The 16470-nt window shown below is 74.9% G+C and carries 16 protein-coding genes; 5 read left to right on the forward strand and 11 right to left on the reverse strand.

Annotation, left to right across the window (positions count from 1 at the left end):
• Positions 1 to 6: 6 nt before the first annotated feature.
• Together Z164_RS0100060 and Z164_RS0100065 are read right to left on the reverse strand one after the other, a co-directional pair.
• Positions 7 to 639, reverse strand: a complete 633-nt coding sequence (locus Z164_RS0100060) for a response regulator transcription factor (RefSeq protein ID WP_024888708.1) — start codon at positions 637 to 639, stop codon at positions 7 to 9.
• Entirely contained in the window at positions 636 to 1871 is a 1236-nt protein-coding gene (locus Z164_RS0100065) for a sensor histidine kinase (RefSeq protein WP_152540814.1), read from the reverse strand. Before Z164_RS0100065 ends, Z164_RS0100060 begins: the two co-directional genes overlap by 4 nt.
• 24 nt (positions 1872 to 1895) lie before the next feature.
• Here Z164_RS0100065 and Z164_RS0100070 point away from each other — a divergent pair, with 24 nt between their 5' ends.
• The 3 genes from Z164_RS0100070 to Z164_RS21190 are packed head-to-tail and all read left to right on the forward strand — an operon-like array spanning position 1896 to position 4592.
• On the forward strand, positions 1896 to 2327 hold the full coding sequence (locus Z164_RS0100070; RefSeq protein ID WP_024888710.1) for a DUF2141 domain-containing protein: 432 nt from the start codon (positions 1896 to 1898) through the stop codon (positions 2325 to 2327).
• Between the two features lie 17 nt (positions 2328 to 2344).
• Positions 2345 to 3856 (forward strand): carotenoid oxygenase family protein, encoded by a 1512-nt coding sequence (locus tag Z164_RS0100075; RefSeq protein WP_024888711.1) that lies wholly within the window; start codon positions 2345 to 2347, stop codon positions 3854 to 3856.
• Positions 3846 to 4592: a CPBP family glutamic-type intramembrane protease gene (locus Z164_RS21190; protein WP_024888712.1), complete on the forward strand. Its 747-nt coding sequence runs from the start codon at positions 3846 to 3848 to the stop codon at positions 4590 to 4592. Before Z164_RS0100075 ends, Z164_RS21190 begins: the two co-directional genes overlap by 11 nt.
• Here Z164_RS21190 and Z164_RS0100085 read toward each other — a convergent pair.
• From Z164_RS0100085 to phhA, 3 genes are all read right to left on the reverse strand, one after another.
• The gene (locus Z164_RS0100085; protein ID WP_024888713.1) at positions 4589 to 5791 is read right to left on the reverse strand and encodes an amino acid aminotransferase; all 1203 of its coding nucleotides are present in this window, start codon (positions 5789 to 5791) and stop codon (positions 4589 to 4591) included. The genes Z164_RS21190 and Z164_RS0100085 overlap by 4 nt on opposite strands.
• A gap of 100 nt (positions 5792 to 5891) precedes the next feature.
• On the reverse strand, positions 5892 to 8024 hold the full coding sequence (locus Z164_RS0100090) for a TonB-dependent receptor family protein (RefSeq protein ID WP_024888714.1): 2133 nt from the start codon (positions 8022 to 8024) through the stop codon (positions 5892 to 5894).
• Between the two features lie 79 nt (positions 8025 to 8103).
• The gene (phhA, locus tag Z164_RS0100095) at positions 8104 to 9003 is read right to left on the reverse strand and encodes a phenylalanine 4-monooxygenase (RefSeq protein ID WP_024888715.1); all 900 of its coding nucleotides are present in this window, start codon (positions 9001 to 9003) and stop codon (positions 8104 to 8106) included.
• A gap of 129 nt (positions 9004 to 9132) precedes the next feature.
• On the opposite strand from phhA, the gene Z164_RS0100100 reads away from it, so the two are divergent.
• Positions 9133 to 9609 (forward strand): Lrp/AsnC family transcriptional regulator, encoded by a 477-nt coding sequence (locus tag Z164_RS0100100; RefSeq protein WP_024888716.1) that lies wholly within the window; start codon positions 9133 to 9135, stop codon positions 9607 to 9609.
• Positions 9610 to 9630: 21 nt separating this feature from the next.
• On the opposite strand, the gene Z164_RS0100105 is transcribed toward Z164_RS0100100, so the two are convergent.
• The 6 genes from Z164_RS0100105 to Z164_RS0100130 form a co-directional block, all read right to left on the reverse strand.
• Positions 9631 to 10665 carry a patatin-like phospholipase family protein gene (locus Z164_RS0100105; RefSeq protein ID WP_024888717.1) on the reverse strand — a complete coding sequence of 345 codons (1035 nt, stop codon included), beginning with the start codon at positions 10663 to 10665 and terminating at the stop codon, positions 9631 to 9633.
• Positions 10666 to 10733: 68 nt separating this feature from the next.
• Positions 10734 to 11045, reverse strand: a complete 312-nt coding sequence (locus Z164_RS0100110) for an AzlD domain-containing protein (RefSeq protein ID WP_024888718.1) — start codon at positions 11043 to 11045, stop codon at positions 10734 to 10736.
• Positions 11045 to 11734 (reverse strand): AzlC family ABC transporter permease, encoded by a 690-nt coding sequence (locus Z164_RS0100115; protein WP_024888719.1) that lies wholly within the window; start codon positions 11732 to 11734, stop codon positions 11045 to 11047. The genes Z164_RS0100110 and Z164_RS0100115 overlap by 1 nt, the downstream gene beginning before the upstream one ends.
• Before the next feature lie 41 nt (positions 11735 to 11775).
• On the reverse strand, positions 11776 to 12306 hold the full coding sequence (locus Z164_RS0100120) for a hypothetical protein (RefSeq protein ID WP_024888720.1): 531 nt from the start codon (positions 12304 to 12306) through the stop codon (positions 11776 to 11778).
• The gene (locus Z164_RS0100125) at positions 12303 to 14015 is read right to left on the reverse strand and encodes a M28 family metallopeptidase (protein ID WP_024888721.1); all 1713 of its coding nucleotides are present in this window, start codon (positions 14013 to 14015) and stop codon (positions 12303 to 12305) included. Before Z164_RS0100125 ends, Z164_RS0100120 begins: the two co-directional genes overlap by 4 nt.
• Positions 14016 to 14099: 84 nt before the next feature.
• Positions 14100 to 14864 carry a rhomboid family intramembrane serine protease gene (locus Z164_RS0100130; protein ID WP_043688787.1) on the reverse strand — a complete coding sequence of 255 codons (765 nt, stop codon included), beginning with the start codon at positions 14862 to 14864 and terminating at the stop codon, positions 14100 to 14102.
• 136 nt (positions 14865 to 15000) lie between these two features.
• On the opposite strand from Z164_RS0100130, the gene Z164_RS0100135 reads away from it, so the two are divergent.
• Complete coding sequence (locus Z164_RS0100135) at positions 15001 to 16173, forward strand: class I SAM-dependent rRNA methyltransferase (protein WP_024888723.1); 1173 nt, start codon at positions 15001 to 15003, stop codon at positions 16171 to 16173.
• The last annotated feature ends 297 nt before the right edge of the window (positions 16174 to 16470 follow it).

Genomic DNA, 16470 nt, shown 5'->3' on the forward strand with positions numbered 1-16470 from the left:
CGCGGCCTAGATGATGCGCAGCGTGATCGCCTTGAGCACCGCGCGGGTGCGGTCGCGCGTGCCCAGCTTGTCGAGGATCGTCGACACGTAGTTCTTCACCGTGCCCTCGGCCAGGAACAGCGAGCCGGCGATCTCGCGGTTGGAGTAGCCGCCGGCGAGCAGGCGCAGGATCGCGACCTCGCGCGGGCCGAAGGTCTCGCGCGGCGCCTCGGCGTCGTGGTAACGGTAGCGCGCGCGCACCGGATCGGTGGCCACCGGTTGCAGCAGGGTCTGGCCGGCGGCGAGCCGGGCGATGGCCTCGCGCAGGTCCTCCGGCGCCGCGTCCTTGAGCAGGAAGCCCTGCGCGCCGGCCTCGCGCGCCTGCAGCAGCAGTTCCGCCTCGTCGAAGGTGGTCAGCAGCAGCACCGGGGTCGCGTCGCCGCGCGCGCGCAGCCGGCGCACGGCCTCGATGCCGTCCACGCCCGGCATGCGGATGTCGCTCAGGGCCACGTCCACCGAAGTCCGCGCCAGGCCGTCCAGCAGCGCTTCGCCGCCGTCGGCCTCCAGCGCGATCCGGATGCCCTGGCCTTCCAGCAGCGCGCGCAGGCCGGCGCGCACCAGCGCCTGGTCGTCGGCCAGCGCGATCCGCAGCGCGCTCATGCCGGCAGGCTCGCGACGATGCGCATGCCGCCGCGCGCGTCGCGTCCCACCTGCAGCTCGCCGCGCAACGCCGCCAGCCGCTCGCGCATGCCGGCGATGCCGTTGCCCTCGCGCCAGCCTTCGCGCAGGCGGCCGTCGTCATGGATGGCCAGGCGCAAACTCGCGCCGTCGCGCTGCAGATCCACGTCGAGGGTGCGCGCGTCGGCATGGCGCGCGGCGTTGGTCAGCGCCTCCTGCACCAGGCGCAGCAGCGCCTCGGCCACCGCCGGATCGGTCACCCGCACGTCGTCGCCGATCGCAAGCCGCAGCGCCGGCCGCGGCAACGGCGCGGCCAGCGCGCGCAGCGCGGTCTCCAGGTCCAGCCCGCGGTCGTCGCGCAGCGCCTGCACGATGCCTCGAAGCTCGCCGAGCAGCTCGCCCGACAGCCGGTCGGCGATGGCGATCTCCTCGCGCGTGGCCAACGCCGGATCCGCGGCCAGCGCGCGCAGGTTGAGGCGCAGCGCGGTGAGCGTGTGGCCGGCCACGTCGTGCAGCTCGCGCGCCATCCGCAGGCGTTCGGCGTCGCGGGCGCTGTCGGCCAGCAGGGCGCGCGTGGCCAGCAGGTCGGCGTTGACCCGCGCCAGCTGGTCGCGCGCGCGTTCGGCAGTGCGCGCGTAGTGCATGCACAGCGCGGCGAAGGCCTGGAAGCCGGCGAAGATCAGCACCACCGTCAGCGGCGCATCGAAGCCGCCGACGAAGCGCAGGATCAGGTAGTAGCCGACATCGGCCGCCGCCACCGCCAGCGCCGCCGCGCGCGGCGGCCAGTCCGCGAACGCCGCCGCGGTCCAGACCACCAGCAATACCGGCGCCGTACCCGGCCGCGTATCCAGCGCGATCAGCGCCAGCGCCAGCGCCGGCAGCGCGACCAGCAGCGCGTGGGCGAACCGCTGCGCGCGCGGCGGCAGCAGGCCCAGCAGCAGGAAGCCGGCCGCGAAGGCGGCCAGCAGCGCCGCGGCGAGCGGCCGCTGCTCCGGGGCATAGGCGCGCAGCGACAGCGAGACCGCGCCGATGGTCAGCAGCGCGGCGAGGTGCAGCGGGTCGAGGATCGTGCGGCGGACGGCGGGCATGGCCCATGCTGCCGCCGCGACGGCGCGGCCGGCAATGGCCGGCGCGCAGAAAGTGACTTCCGGCAGGTCGGATCGATGACGACCGGCTCCTCCCGCCGCGGCCGTCGGCATCGAGACTGGCGCCATGCCCACCGCTCGCCAGGAGCCGCCATGCGCCGCAACCCGCCCTCGTTCGTCCTGCCCTTCGCCGTGCTCGCCGCCGCCGCCGCGCTCGCGCCCGCCGCGGCCGCCGAGGTCGCCGTGAACCTGCACGGCGCGCGCACCGCCGAGGGCCGCTTGCAGGTCGCGCTGGTGGACGCCGCGGGCTATGCCGGCGACGCCGCGCCGGTCGCCGCCCGCGAGCTGGCGCCCACCGGCGAGGTCACCCAGCTGGCCTTCGAGGACGTCGCCCCCGGCCGCTACGCGGTGATGGCGATCCACGACGAGAACGGCAACGGCCGCCTCGACGCCAATCTCGCCGGCGTGCCGGTCGAAGGCTACGGCTTCAGCCGCAACCCCCGGGTCATGCGCCGGCCGACCTTCGACGAGGCCGCGTTCGAGCTCGGCGAGGACGGCGTGGTCCTCGACATCGCGATCCGCTGAGCATCCGGGGGACCGTCATGGACCGTCGCCGCTTCCTGCGCAACCTGCTTTCGGGCGTCTCCGCCGCCGCGCTCGGCCCGGCGCTGTTGCGCGGCGGCGAGGCCGTGGCCGGCGATCCCGCCGAGTTCGCCGCCGGCCTGCGCGAACGCCCCTGGCTCGCCGGCTGGCGGCAGGTGCGCGCGGAGGCGTTCGGGCCGACCGTCGTGCAGGTCGAGGGCCGCCTGCCCGAGGGACTGTCCGGCACCCTGTACCGCAACGGCCCGGCCTGGTTCGAACGCGACGGCTTCCGCTACGAACACTGGTTCGACGGCGACGGCATGGTCCACGGCTGGCGCTTCGGCGCCGGCACGGTGACCCATCGCGGGCGCATGGTCGAGACCCCGAAGTTCCGCCGCGAGCGCGCGGCCGGCCGCTTCAACACCCTGGCCGCGGGCACCACCGTTCCCGATCCGGCGCCGATCCGCAACAACGACGACGCCAACGCCGCCAACACCTCCGTGGCGGTCATCGGCGGCCGCCTGTTCGCGCTGTGCGAGGCCGGCTCCGCCTTCGAGCTCGATCCCGACGCGCTCGACACCCTGGGCGCGACGACCTGGCGCGCGGACCTGCAGGCGCTGCCGTTCTCCGCGCACCCGCTGCAGGATCGCGACGGCAGCTGGTGGAACTTCGGCGCGCTGGCGCTGATGGGCGGCGCCGGCCTGCTGGTCTGGCGCATCGGCGCCGGCGGCGACCTGATCGATGCGCACGTGCTGGAGATGGGCGAGCCCGGCTACCTGCACGCCTTCGTGCAGACCGACCGCCACCTGGTGTTCGTGCTGACGCCGTTCGACTACGTGCCCGCCGGCTCGTTCTTCGAAAGCATGTCGTTCGCGCCGCAGCGCGCCTGCAACGTGCTGGTGGTGGACAAGGCCGCGCCCGACCGGATCGCCCGCCGCTTCGAGGTCGGCTTCGCCGCGGTCTACCACTTCGGCGACGCCTTCGAGCGCGACGGCGAGATCGTCGTGCGCGCCGTCCACCACGCCGACCCGGCCGAGGCCCGCTCGCCGATGCGCGGGGCGATGCGCGGCCACGCCGACCCCGGCACCCGGGCGCGCCTGGCCGAGCTGCGGCTGGACCTGCGGCGCGGGCGCGCGCGCTGGGATCTGCACGAGGACAGCGGCATCGAATTCCCGATGTTCGACCCGCGCACGCCGGGCGACCGCGGCGCGCGGCTGTACATGCCCACCACCGTCGGCGAGGCCGCCGCGCCCTACTTCAACGCGGTGCAGCGCCTGGACCCGGCCACCGGCCGCCGCGAGGCGCACCGCTACGGCCGCGACATCCTCGCCGAGGAACACGTGTTCGTGCCGCGGCCCGGCAGCGACCGGCCGGACGACGGCTGGCTGGTCGGCACCCTGCTCGACCCGGTGCGCGAGCGCAGCGGCATCGCCGTGCTCGACGCGCGCCGGATCGGCGACGGCCCGTTGGCCACCGCCTGGCTGCCCTATGCGTTCCCGCTCGGCTTCCACGGCCATTTCCATGCCGGCTGAGCCCGCGGGCGCGCGTGCCGACGCATCTCGCCGGTGCGCCACGCTGCTGGAATTCCTCGCGCTGGCGGTCCTGCTGACCGCGCCGTTCCGGCTGGGGGCGATCCCGGCCCCGGCCTGGGCCCCGGGCGGCGTCCCGGTGCTGGCCGGCCTGCTCGAGAGCGCCGGCGTCCTCGCCGCCGCCCTCTGGCTGACCCGCTGCGGGCGACGCTGGCGGCGGCCGGTGACCCTGCTCGGCGCGCGGCCGGCGGTCCCGCTCGCGATGGCGGCGGTGGCGGTGCTCGCGTTCGCGCTGGTGGGCGCGAACGGGCCCGGCGCCTGGACCGGCGGCGTGCTCGGCATCACCGTGCTGATCTACTGCGCGATGGAGGAATCGGGCTGGCGCGGCGCGCTGCACAACCTGCTGGCGCCGTGGCCGGCGTTCGCGCGATCGCTCGCCGTGGGCACGGCCTGGTACGTCTGGCACCTCTCGTTCCTGGCGCCGGACGCGAGCTGGGCGCGGGAACTGGGGCTGCTGGCGTGCCTGGTCCTCGCCAGCCTGGCGCTGGACCGGCTCGCGGCCCGCACCGGCGCGGTGCTGGTGGTCGCGCTGTTCCACCTGCTGGTCAACGTGCTGGCGTTCAACGCCCTGGCGGCGGCGCTGGGCTGGCCGCAGCGCCTGGGCATCGTGGCGCTGTGCCTGGCCGGCTGGTGGCCGCTGCTGCGCGCGCCCCGCCCGCGGGCGGGGCCTGCGCTCTAGGCCCGGCTGACCGTGGCGACCGCCTCGGCGACGTCATCCAGGTTGCGGTCGTTGAGCGCGGCCACGCAGATGCGGCCGGTGCCGACGGCGTAGATGGCGAATTCCTCGCGCAGGCGCTCCACCTGCGCCCGGCTCAGGCCGGAGTAGGAGAACATCCCGGCCTGGTCGGCGATGAAGCCGAAGTCGCCGGCGCCCAGCGCCTGCAGGCGCTCGACCAGCCCCGCGCGCAGCGCATGGATGCGCGTGCGCATCTCGCCCAGTTCCCGCTCCCAGGCCGCGCGCAGCTCGGCATCCTCCAGCACGCCGGCCACCAGCAGGCCGCCGTGCGCGGGCGGGCTGGAGTAGTTGGCGCGGATCAGGCGCTTGATCTGCGATTGCACGCGCCGCGCCTCGTCGGCATCGGCCGAGACCACCGACAGCGCGCCGGTGCGCTCGCTGTAGAGCGAGAACGACTTCGAGTAGGAACTGGCGACCAGGAAGTTGGGGATGCCCGATTCCGCCAGCAGGCGGATCGCCGCGGCGTCCTCGTCGATGCCCTTGTCGAAGCCCTGGTAGGCGATGTCGACGAACGGCACCAGCCCGCGCTCGGCCAGCAACGCGGCCACCTGGCGCCACTGCTCGATGCTGAGGTCGGCGCCGGTCGGGTTGTGGCAGCAGGCGTGCAGCAGCACCGCCGTGCCCGGCTCCAGCCGGCGCAGGTCGGCGAGCATGCCGTCGAAATCCAGGCCATGGCGCGCGGCGTCGAAGTAGGTGTAGCCGAGCACCTCGAAGCCGGCCGCGCCGAACACCGCGCGATGGTTCTCCCAGCTCGGGTCGCTGATGGCGATGCGCGGCGCCGGCAGCGCCATGCGCAGCAGCTCCGCGCCCACGCGCAGCGCGCCGCTGCCGCCCACCGTCTGCGCGGTGCCCACGCGGCCCTCGGCCAGCAGCGCCGAGTCCGCGCCGAACAGCAGGCGCTGGGTGGCGCGGGTGTAGGCGGGCAGGCCGTCGATCGGCAGGTAGCCGCGGGCCACGCCCTCCTCGGCGAGCCGGCGCTTGACCTCGCCCACCGCGCGCAGCAACGGGATGCGCCCGTCCTCGTCGTAGTAGATGCCCACGCCCAGGTTCACCTTGTGGGGGCGGGCATCGGCGTTGTAGGCCTCGGTCAGGCCCAGGATCGGATCGCCTGGGACCTGTTCAACATGCGCGAAAACGGACACGGCGGACTCGCTGGCTGGAGGACGGCGCCGCCGCCTGAACGCGGCGTGCGGCCGCCCATCATAGCGCGCGCGTCCCCTGGCCGCGCGCGCCGCGGCGCGGTCAGGGCCGATGGTCCCAGGTCCACTGCAGGCCGACGGTGTAGCGCCGGTCCGTGCCCGGTTCGTAGTAGCGGCCGTTGCCCTCGTTGACGATCACCGAGCCGATGCGCCGGCGGTCGAACACGTTGTCCACGCGCGCGAACGCGCGCAGCGCGCCGGTGGCCAGCCGCCAGTCGCGCGCGGCCGACAGGTGGAACACCGCGTAGCCGGCCGCCGATTCGCTGCCCAGATCGTCCACGCCGACCGCGCTGGCGGCCTCGCCCTCCAGCGCCGCCGTCCAGTCGCCCTGCCGCCACCGCAGCTGCGCGCTGGCCTGGTGTTCGGGCAGGCCGGGGATGCGCGTGCCGGCCGGCACTTCGGTGTCGGGCACGGTGCAGCCGGCGCCGCGGCAGACCCGGTAGGCGCTGCGGAACGTGGCGTCCAGCCAGGTGTAGGCCAGCCGCAGGTCCCAGCGTTCGGCCAGCGGCAGCGCCAGCAGCGCCTCGGCGCCCTGGCGCCGCGCGCGGCCGACGTTGCGGAAGCTGCTGCGGCCGCCGCTGTTGCGCGCCACCGCGATCTCGTCGTCGGTGTCCGCGCGGAACAGCGCCGCCTCCAGCGCGCCGCCGTCGTCCAGGCGCCACTTCAGCCCGAGCTCCAGGTTGTCGCTGACCGCCGGCTGCAGGTCGAAGGCCAGCCCGGCGCCGCCGTCGGCGCGGTAGGACAGCTCGTTGAAGGTCGGGGTCTCGAAGCCGCGGCCGGCGGAGGCGTACAGCCGCAGGTCCTCGCGCGGCGCGAAGCTCGCCCCGGCCACCGGCGCGGTCTGCCGGTAGCGCACGCGGCCGCTGTCGTCGGGATTGGCCGCGGTGACGTAGCGGTCGTCGGAGACGAAGCGCACCTCGCTGTGGCGCACGCCGGCCAGCAGCGACCAGCGCGGCGCCACCCGCCACCACGCCTGCGCGTAGACGTCGGTGTTGTCCACGCGGTTGCGCTCGTCGCGGCGCAGCCGCCCGCGCACGCCCAGCGCGTCGCCGGCGAAGTTCTCCCAGCCGCGCCGGTGCTGGCGCTGGCGGTCGCGGTTGGCGCCCACGGTGGCTTCCAGCGGCCGCCCCGCCAGCGCGCCTTCGTGCGACCAGCGCGCGTCCAGGCCGTCGTAGCGGTTGTCCAGGCCGATCACCCCGCCGGCGTGCAGCGGATTGGCCTGCGGCCCCGGCGGGATCGGCAGGAACTGCTCGACGTCGCGTTCGCCGCCGTAGGCGGTCAGCCGCAGCGTCTGCGCGGCGCCCAGGCCGTGCTCGTAGATCGCGCCCAGTTGTCCCTGCCGCACCGACTTGCGGGTGTCGTACTGGCGCGCGACCGCCACCGCCTGGCGCGGGTTCTCGCGCGCCTGCGCGGCGGTCAGGCCGAGCGGGTCCTGCGCCTCGGGCACGTCGATCCAGTTGGCCACCAGGTCCAGCCGGCGCCGTTGGCCGAAGTCGATGCCGAGCTTGAGGTTGGCCACGTCGCGGCGCGCGGCGCTGTGCTCGCGCCAGCCGTCGGTCTGGTGGCGCGACAGCGCCAGGTTGTAGCCCACTGTCCCGCCGGCGCCGAGCAGCTGCGCGGCGATGGTCCGGCGGTCGTCGCCGCCGGCGCTGGCGCGCACGTGCCAGGGATCGCCCGCGGCGCCGTCGGCGCTCCAGATCTGCAGCACGCCGCCGGAGGAGTTGCCGTGCAGCGCCGAGAACGGCCCGCGGATCACCTCGATGCGGTCGCCGCCGGCGAGGCTGAAGTGCGACAGCTGGCCCTGCCCGTCGGGCATCGAGGCGGGGATGCCGTCGGCGTAGAGGCGCACGCCGCGCACGCCGAAGGTCGCGCGCGCGCCGAAGCCGCGGATCGACAGCTGGGTGTCCTGGGCGAGGTTCTGGCGGTCGCGCGCCAGCACGCCGGGCAGTCCGCCGAGCGCTTCGGAGACGTCGGCGCCGGGACGGTCGCCGGCCTCGTCCAGGAACACGGTGGCGGTCGAGACCGGCATCTCGAAGGCATCGACGCCGCGCAGGCGGCTGGCCTGCACCACGACGCGATCGAGATCGGTCGCATCGGCGCGGGCGAGGGATGCGGCGGCGTCGGGCGCGACGCCGCCCGCCTGCGCGAGCGCGCAGGCCAGACAGGTCAGGAGCATGGGCGGTTCGGACGTGGATCGGCGGTGCAGTGTGCCGGCAACCGCATCCAGAAGCGATCAACGACGCGTGCCGCGCGGCTCAGACGTCGCCGCCGTCCTCCCAGCCCTCGCCGCTGCCGCGCTGGTAGACGCGGTCGCCGGCCTGCACCTCGCCGGCCGGCAGCGAATCCTGCGCCGCCAGACGCGCGTAGATGGGGGCGAAGTCCGGCCCGGTCGCCGCCATCAGCTGCTCGAAGCTGTCGATGACGAAGTAGGTCTTCTGATAGGTGTCGATGCGGTAGCGCGTGCGCATGACGCGCTCGAGCTCGAAGCCGATGCGGTTGGGCGCCGGGCTCTCCAGGGCGTGGATCGATTCGCCCTTCGACGACACGATGCCGGCGCCGTAGATGCGCAGGCCCTCGGGCGTGTCGATCAATCCGAACTCCACCGTGTACCAGTACAGCCGGGTCAGCTGCTGCAGCGCCTCGGGTCCGATCGCGTGCGCCTTGACGCCGCCGCGGCCGTAGGCGGCCATGTAGTCGGCGAACACCGGGTTCATCAGCAGCGGCACGTGGCCGAACAGGTCGTGGAAGAGATCGGGCTCCTCGATGTAGTCGATCTGGTCGGGCCGACGGATCCACCAGGTCACCGGGAAGCGGCGGTTGGCCAGGTGGTCGAAGAAGTCCAGCTCCGGCAGCAGGCCCTCCACCCCGATCAGGCGCCAGCCGGTGGCCGCGCGCAGCGCCACGTCCAGCTCGGCGAACTTCGGGATGCGGTCGGGCGTCATCCCCATCGCGTCCTGGGCCTCCAGGAACTCGCGGCAGGCGCGGTCGCGCAGCAGTTCGCGCTGGCGCGCGTACAGCGTCGCCCAGGTGGCGTGGTCGTCGTCGCTGTAGCCGTCCCAGGGCTGCTCGACGATGCCGGTCGCGTAGACCGGCACCTTGCCCTTGTCGGTGTGCAGGTTCTCCACGCGTCGCGGTGCGGCGTTGGCGGCGTTCATGGCGCGCTCCTGGGGACCGGATAGGCCCTCCAGACTAGCGCCGGCGCCGCGCAATGGGCTTGCGTTGTTGCGGAGGATGCGAGGTCCGGAGCAATATTCGTGCGTACGAATGCAGGAAAGCGCAACATCATGCCGCAGGCCACGCTCGACCGCACCGATCTCCACCTGCTCGCCGAGCTGCAGCGCGGCGGCCGCCTGACCAACGCCGAGCTGGCCGAGCGCGTGCACCTGTCGCCCTCGGCCTGCCTGCGCCGGGTGCAGCGGCTCGAGCGCGAGGGCGTGGTGGCCGGCTACCGCGCCGAGGTCGATCCCGAGCGCGTGGGCCTGGGCCTGCAGGCTTTCGTGCGCGTGCAGCTGGAGAAACACGGCTCGGCGCCGGTCGAGCGCTTCGCCGCGGCGGTGGAGGCCTGGGACGAGGTGGTCGCCTGCCACGCGCTGACCGGCGACATGGACTACCTGCTGCACGTGGTGGTGCGCGACCTGGACCACTTCTCGCGCTTCCTGCTCGACCGCCTGCTCAACGAAAGCGGCGTGGCCGACGTCAATTCCAGCTTCGTGCTGCGCACGGTGAAGCGCTTCGGCGGCCTGCCGCTGGCGCGCGAGTGACGCGCCCCGACCGCCACGCCGTCAGCCGCAGACGTCGGCGTTGCGGCGGAACGGGTTGAGGCGCCGCACCCAGGTGCCGCCGCAGTCGACCTCGTCGGCCGCCGGTTGCGGCTGCGCCGGCCGCGGCGCCAGCGCCGCCGCGCGCTCGCGCTGCCGGCGCTCGATCGCCGCGCGGATCCGCGGCATCGCCGCCAGCGCCGCGCGCTCGCCCTGCAGGATCGCCTGCGCGCGCTGCTCGAAGCTGGCCGGGCCGATCTCGTCGACCTGCGGCCGGATCACCACCTCGGCGCGCGCCCGTTCCTCGGCGCCCAGGCGCTGGCCCATGATCGCGATCGACTGGTTGACGATGCCGAGCAGGTGCTGCGGCGTGGTGCCGCTGGCGCGGGTGGAGATGTCCACCGCGATCACCAGGTCGGCGCCCAGCTGGCGCGTGGCATCCACCGGCACCGGGCTCACCACCCCGCCGTCCACGTAGCTGTGCCGGCCGATCCGGGTCGGCTCGAACACGCCCGGCACGCTGCTCGACGCCCGCACCGCCTGCCCGGTGTTGCCGCGCACGAACACCACCCGGTCGCCGCTGTCCAGGCGCGTGGCCACCGCGGCGAACGGCTTGTCGAGGCGCTCGATCGGCCGCCCGCCGACCTGCGCGTTGACGTAGTCCTGCAGCTTCTGCCCCTGCACCAGCCCGCCGGAGAACAGCCGCACGTCGCGGATGCTGGCCTCGTCGAGCGCCACCGCGCGCTCCTGCATCGCGAAGGCGTCGAGCCCGCTCGCATACAGCGCGCCGACCACGCTGCCGGCGCTGGTGCCGGCGACCACGTCGGCCTGGATGCCGTTGGCCTCCAGGATCTTGATCACGCCGATGTGGGCGAAGCCCTTGGCCGCGCCGCCGCCCAGCGCCAGGCCGATGCGCAGCGGCGGCGCCGGGACGGTCTGCGTCGTCGCCGCCGGCGGCGGCTCCGGGCGGATCTGCTCGCGGCCGCACGCGGCCAGCGCCATCAGCGCGAGCGCGAGGCATGCGTGGCGCAGCGCGGCGGAAGCGGAAGGACGGGCCATGCGGAACCTGCGGCGAAGACTGCGGCGAGCATAGCCGCGCGCCGCCTGTCGGCGGCTGAAGGCGCGGCTCAGGGCACGCCGGCCGCGCGCAGCAGCGCGGCGGCCGCCGCGCCGGCGACCACCACGCCCAGGAATGGCACCCGCAGGGCCAGCGCGCACGCGGCCGCCGCCAGCGCCCCGGCGCGCGCATCGAGCGCCAGCGCGTTGCCGCTGGCGAAGGCGTTGACCGCGGTCAGCGAGGCCAGCAGGCCGATCGTCAGCGTCGCCGCGATCCGCGCCGCGCGCGGGCGTTCCAGCCAGGCGGCCGGCACCAGATACCCGGCCAGCTTGGTGGCGAAGGCCGCGGCGCTCGCCAGCAGGATCCACCCCCACAGCGACATCAGCGCACCCGCCCCGCGGCCGCGCCGCGGTCCGGCCGCAGCGCCCCCAGCAGCGCCGCCACCGCCGCCGCGACCAGGATCGGGACGCCGGGCGGCGCCCACGGCACCGCCACCAGCGTCGCCACCGCGCAGGCGGCGGCGATGGCCACCGGCTCGCGTCCGCGCAGGCGCGGCCACAGCAGGCCCAGGAACGCCGCCACCGCCGCGCCGTCCAGGCCCCAGCGGCGCGGATCGCCCAGCGCATCGCCCAGCGCCGCGCCGAGCGCGGTGAACAGCCCCCACAGCACGAACACCCCGAGGCCGGCGGTCCAGAAGCCGCGGCGCTGCTCGGCGGGCTCGAGCTGGCCGGACGCGGTGGCGGTGGATTCGTCGATGGTCAACTGCGCCGCGGCCAGCCGCCGCCAGCCGCGCGGGCGCAGCAGGCGGTTGATCTGCATGCCGTAGACCGCGTTGCGCACCCCCAGCAGCGTCGCCGCCCCGAACGCCGCCGCGCCGCCGCCGCCGCCGGCGATGGTGCCGACGAAGGCGAACTGCGAGCCGCCGCTGAACATCAGCAGGCTCAGCGCGATCGCCTGCCACGGCGACAGCCCCGCGGCCACCGCCAGCGCGCCGAAGGAGATGCCGTAGAGGCCGGTGGCCACGGCGATGGACAGGCCGATCCGCTCGGCGGGGGTCAGCGTTCTGCGCATCCGGGCATTATCCCGCGCGCTGCCGTCGGCAGGCGCCGCCGCTACCGCATCCGCGGACGCTGCGGAAAGAAGCGCGCGAACGGCGCGTCCGGCGGGCAGTCGCTGGCGTCCGCCGGCCGCGCGGGCGGCGCGGGCGAGGCGTAGCGCCGTTCGTCGTCGGGATCGTGGACGACGTTCGCCCACGCGCTCCATCCCGTGTAGGCGGCCGCGCCGGCGGTTCGGGTCCAGGTGTCCTCGCGGGCGCGGCAGACGCCGCGGAATTCGCATTCGGTCGCGCGTACCGCCAGCCCGTCGCGGACGGCGCGCGGCTCGGCGAAGCGTTCGCTGCCCAGGCGGTCGTAGAGCGTCTGCCGGCGCGGCGCGCCCGCGGCATCGGTCCAGGCGATCGCCAGCGCCTGGTGGAAGTGGCCGAAGCCGGCCGGCCGGCTCGCCTGCAGGTAGACCGCGCCATCGCCGACCGCCCCGCTGCGGATCTCCACGTCTTCGGCGTCCCAGTCCAGGCACTCGGCGCGCGCCGCCGGTGCCGTCGCCGTCGCGGCCAGGATCAGCCCGAGCGCCAGCGCCGTCCTCACGGCGTGCCGAAGCGCTCGCCGAAGAAGTCGCCGTCGCGCCAGCGCGGCCGCGCCTCGTCGTCGCCGATCCGCCGCGCCAGCGCCGCCGACAGCCGCGCCAGGCGCGCGGCATCGTCGTACTGGATCGGCTGCGAGGCGTCGTCGCAGGGCTGGTGGTAGCAGTTGCGCAGGAAGTAGGCCAGCGCGCGCTTCGGATCGCGCTCGCCGTCTGCGGAGATCGTGCCACCGTCCAGGTAGACCGCCGGGATGCCGGCGCGCACGAACGCGTAGTGATCGCTGCGCACGAAGGTCGCCTCCTCCGGGAACGGATCCGGCGACAGCGGCAGGCCGATCTCCGCCGCCGCCGCCGCGGCCGCATCGCCGAGGCTGGAGTGCTCGCCGCCGATGACCACCGCGTCGGTGCTCGGCGCCAGCAGCACCGGCATGTCGATGTTGAGGTTGGCCACCATCGCCGCGCGCGGCGCGCCCGGGCGCGAGACGAACCACTGCGCGCCGAGCAGGCCCTGCTCCTCGCCGGTGAGCGCCGCGAACACCTGCGAGCGGCGGGTCCGCGCCTGCTCCGCGGCCAGCATGCGCGCGGTCTCCAGCATGATCGACACCCCCAGCGCGTTGTCGAGCGCGCCGTTGTGGATGCGGTCGCCCTCGGCATCGGCCGCGCCGATGCCCACGTGGTCCAGGTGCGCGGTGTGCACCACCTGCTCGGCGGCCAGCGCCGGATCGCGCCCCGGCAACCGCGCGACCACGTTGCGCGACTCGAACGGCTCGATGCGGGTGCGCCCGGCGATCGCCAGCGTGCCCGGCAGCGCGAAGCCGCGCAGGGTGCCGGCGCGCGCGGCGTCGAACAGCTGCGCGGCATGGCGCTCGTCGTCGGCGAACACGAAGTCGGCCGCCGCCGCCGCCACCGTCGCCACCGCCCGCAGCTGCGGGAAACCGTCGATCGCGCCGCCGCCGGCGTCGCGCAGGCGCATCGCCGCGTTGCCCGCGCTCGCGCGCTGCCGCGCCCACGGCACCCGCGCCTCGGACTCCGGCGTCGACACCCACACCGCGCCGATCGCGCCGCGCTCGGCGATCGCCGCCAGCTTCTCGCGCTGGGCCGAATGGAACGCGCGCTGATGGGCGTCGAACGATTCCGGCGCGCCCGGCAGCAGCACCGCGATGCGGCCCGCGAGGTCGAGCCCGGCGAAGTCGTCGTGGCCGAGCTCCGGGGCGTGGATCGCGTGGCCGACGAACACCGCCGGCGCCTCCACGTGGTGCGAGGGCGCGTCGAAGTTCGCCCACGGCAGGAAGTGCTCGCCGTAGCGCAGCTCGATGGTGCGGCCGCCGCGCAGCACCGCCAGGCGCGCGCCGCGCTCCAGCGCGACGGCCCGCAGCAGCGGCACGCGCTGGAAGAAGCCGCCATCGTCGCCGGCCGGCTCCAGGCCCGCCTCGGCCAGGCGCGCGGCCACGTAGGCGGCCGCCAGTTCGTAGCCGCGGCTGCCGGTCTCGCGGCCCTCCATGCCATCGTCGGCCAGCTTGCGCAGGTCGGCGGCGATACGTTGCGCGGCCGGGTCTTCGGACTGCGGGCTGGCATCGGCCGCCTCGCCGGCCTCGAGCGCCGGCGCGGCCGGCGGGGCCGGGGCCGTCGACGGATCGCGCAGGCAGCGCCAGCCCACCAGCAGCAGGGCGCCGAGCGCGAGCAGGGCGATGAGGAGGCGAAGCGGTCTGGGCATGGCGTTCCGGGTCCGGCCGGCGCGGCGCGCGCGATGCCCGGATTCTAGAGCGTGCCGGCCGCGCCGCCGCCGGCCCGGGCCGCCCTACTCGTCGCGCCGCCGCTGCGTGAACGGCAGCACCACCCCGCGCGACGGTTCCGGACGCTCCCACAGCACCGGCACCTCGTCGGGCCGGGCCGGCTCGAGCGTGTCGCGGGCGGTCGTATCGTGCGCGGCCTCATCCTCTTCCAGTTCCCAGCTATAGCGCCTGCGCGGCGCCTGCGGATCGGCCCGGCGCAACAGCCAGGCCGAGATCACCCCGCCCAGCGCGCCGCCCAGGTGCGACTGCCAGGACACGCCCGGGTCCTGCGGCAGCACGGTCAGCAGCATGCCGCCGTAGAACAGGAACGCGATCATGCCGGCGGCGATCGACGGCCGGTCGCGCCGCAGCAGCCCGAGCACGAACACCAGGAACATCAGGCCGTGGGTCAGCCCGCTCGCGCCCAGGTGCCGCGAGCCCGGATCGCCCAGCAGCCAGGCGCCCAGCCCGCTGCCCAGCCAGATCAGCGGCAGCGCGCGCAGCGTGGCGCGCGGGTAGACCACCAGCGCCAGGGTCCCCAGCACCAGCAGCGCCGAGGCGTTGGCGACCAGGTGCGAGGGCGAACCGTGCAGCAGCGGCGCGGTCAGCACGCCCAGCAGGCCGGCGGCATCGAGCGGGCGCACCGCGTACCGCGACCAGTCGCCCATCGCCTGCAGGCCGAAGACCGCGCCCAGCAGGGCGACGAAGCACACCGAGGCCTTCGCCGCCGTGCGCAGGCGGCGGCGGTCGGCCGCGCGTTGCGCTTCGGGATCGCTGGGGGCGTCGGGCATGTCGAGGTGCATGCAGGCCAGGATGGCGCCGCGCGCGCCGGATGCAAGCGCGCCGCCGGCGGGATGCTGTCGCCCATCCGCCGCGCCCTGCCCCGCGCCGCCCTGCTCCGCCGGCCGGCTCGCGTAAAATCCGCGGATGAACGCCTCTCCCCTGCCGACCGTCCGCCTGAAGAACGCGTGGCGGTCCACCCATCCGTGGATCTTCCAGCGCCTGGTCGAGAAGCCGGCGCAGCGGCCCAAGCCCGGCAGCCTCGTCGAGGTCGAGGGCGTCGACGGCGCCTGGATCGGCCGCGGCTTCTACAACGGCCATTCGCGCATCGCCGTGCGCATCCTCGAGACCGATCCCGACGTCGCGGTCGATGCCGGCTGGTTCGCGCGTCGCATCGCCGAGGCGGTGCGCCTGCGCCGCGAGGTCCTGCGCCTGGACGACGTCTCCGACGCCTGGCGCGTCGTCCACAGCGAGGGCGACGGCCTGTCCGGTCTGGTGGTGGACCGCTACGGCGACCTGCTGGTGGTGGAGTTCTTCAGCGCGGGCATGTTCCGCTACCGCGAATGGATCTACGACGCCCTGCGCGCGCAGTTCCCCGGCTGCCGTTTCTACAGCTTCGCCGACGAGCACGTGCAGAAGCAGGAATCGTTCGATTTCCGCGGCACCGAGCCGGTCGCGCCCGCGGTCATCGTCGAGCACGGCATCCGCTTCCGCGCCGATCCCGCCGGCGCGCACAAGACCGGCTTCTTCGCCGACCAGCGCGAGAACCGCGAATGGCTCTCGCACCGGGTCGCCGGCAAGCGCGTGCTCGACCTGTGCTGCAATACCGGCGGCTTCGGCGTGTACGCGGCCGTGCGCGGCGCGGCCGAGGTGACCGGCATCGACATCGACCAGGCCGTGCTCGAGATCGCGCGCGGCAACGCGCGTCTCAACGACGCGCGGGTGCGCTTCGTCCAGGCCGACGTCTTCCCCTGGCTGCGCGACGCCGCCGCCGCGGGCCAGCGCTACGACGTGGTGGTGCTCGATCCGGCCAAGATGACCCGCGACCGCGAACAGGTCATCCCCGCGCTCAAGAAGTACCTCGACATGAACAAGCTGGCGCTGGGCGTGGTCGCGCCGGGCGGCCTGTTCGCCACCTTCTCCTGCACCGGCCTGGTGAGCGAGGAGCAGTTCCTCGACATGCTGCGCCGCGCGGCGTTCTACGCCGGCCGCAGCGTGCAGGTGCTGCGCGTGGCCGGCGCCGGCCCCGACCATCCGTTCCTGGCCGACGTGCCGGAGTCGCGCTATCTCAAGGCGGTGTTCTGCCGCGTGCTCGACTGAGCGCGCGCGGCGAAAAAACGCTGGCATCTTTTCGCGCGACGCTGCACAATGCGCGGCTCGCCACCGCGGCGGCCGATCTGAACGGCGCGCGAGGCGGCCGAAGCGGCCCTCGACAGAGGTGTTGACGGAAGCGAAAACCGCGCTATGATGTGCGGCTCCCGGGGCGAAACGCACGGGGTTGAAGGAAGGCGGCGCTGAGGCCGGTTCCTGTGATCTTTGACAGTGTACGCAGGAGACTTGTGCGGACGTCTGGCGGGGGTGAAGACCTCCAAAGTAAGCAGACGTTCGAAAGAGCAC

It is taken from the genome of Luteimonas huabeiensis HB2 (genome assembly GCF_000559025.1).
Classification (GTDB): Bacteria; Pseudomonadota; Gammaproteobacteria; order Xanthomonadales; family Xanthomonadaceae; genus Luteimonas; species Luteimonas huabeiensis.

What these genes read in the sequence shown, in the direction of transcription:
- Z164_RS0100125 (WP_024888721.1), bottom strand. Translation starts at nt 14,015, where the DNA reads ATGCCCAGACCGCTTCGCCTCCTCATCGCCCTGCTCGCGCTCGGCGCC.
- Z164_RS0100075 (WP_024888711.1), top strand. Translation starts at nt 2,345, where the DNA reads ATGGACCGTCGCCGCTTCCTGCGCAACCTGCTTTCGGGCGTCTCCGCC.
- Z164_RS0100070 (WP_024888710.1), top strand. Translation starts at nt 1,896, where the DNA reads ATGCGCCGCAACCCGCCCTCGTTCGTCCTGCCCTTCGCCGTGCTCGCC.
- Z164_RS0100060 (WP_024888708.1), bottom strand. Translation starts at nt 639, where the DNA reads ATGAGCGCGCTGCGGATCGCGCTGGCCGACGACCAGGCGCTGGTGCGC.
- Z164_RS0100135 (WP_024888723.1), top strand. Translation starts at nt 15,001, where the DNA reads ATGAACGCCTCTCCCCTGCCGACCGTCCGCCTGAAGAACGCGTGGCGG.
- Z164_RS0100110 (WP_024888718.1), bottom strand. Translation starts at nt 11,045, where the DNA reads ATGTCGCTGTGGGGGTGGATCCTGCTGGCGAGCGCCGCGGCCTTCGCC.
- Z164_RS0100105 (WP_024888717.1), bottom strand. Translation starts at nt 10,665, where the DNA reads ATGGCCCGTCCTTCCGCTTCCGCCGCGCTGCGCCACGCATGCCTCGCG.
- phhA (WP_024888715.1), bottom strand. Translation starts at nt 9,003, where the DNA reads ATGAACGCCGCCAACGCCGCACCGCGACGCGTGGAGAACCTGCACACC.
- Z164_RS0100115 (WP_024888719.1), bottom strand. Translation starts at nt 11,734, where the DNA reads ATGCGCAGAACGCTGACCCCCGCCGAGCGGATCGGCCTGTCCATCGCC.
- Z164_RS0100065 (WP_152540814.1), bottom strand. Translation starts at nt 1,871, where the DNA reads ATGGCGCCAGTCTCGATGCCGACGGCCGCGGCGGGAGGAGCCGGTCGT.
- Z164_RS0100090 (WP_024888714.1), bottom strand. Translation starts at nt 8,024, where the DNA reads ATGCTCCTGACCTGTCTGGCCTGCGCGCTCGCGCAGGCGGGCGGCGTC.
- Z164_RS21190 (WP_024888712.1), top strand. Translation starts at nt 3,846, where the DNA reads ATGCCGGCTGAGCCCGCGGGCGCGCGTGCCGACGCATCTCGCCGGTGC.
- Z164_RS0100130 (WP_043688787.1), bottom strand. Translation starts at nt 14,864, where the DNA reads ATGCCCGACGCCCCCAGCGATCCCGAAGCGCAACGCGCGGCCGACCGC.
- Z164_RS0100100 (WP_024888716.1), top strand. Translation starts at nt 9,133, where the DNA reads ATGCCGCAGGCCACGCTCGACCGCACCGATCTCCACCTGCTCGCCGAG.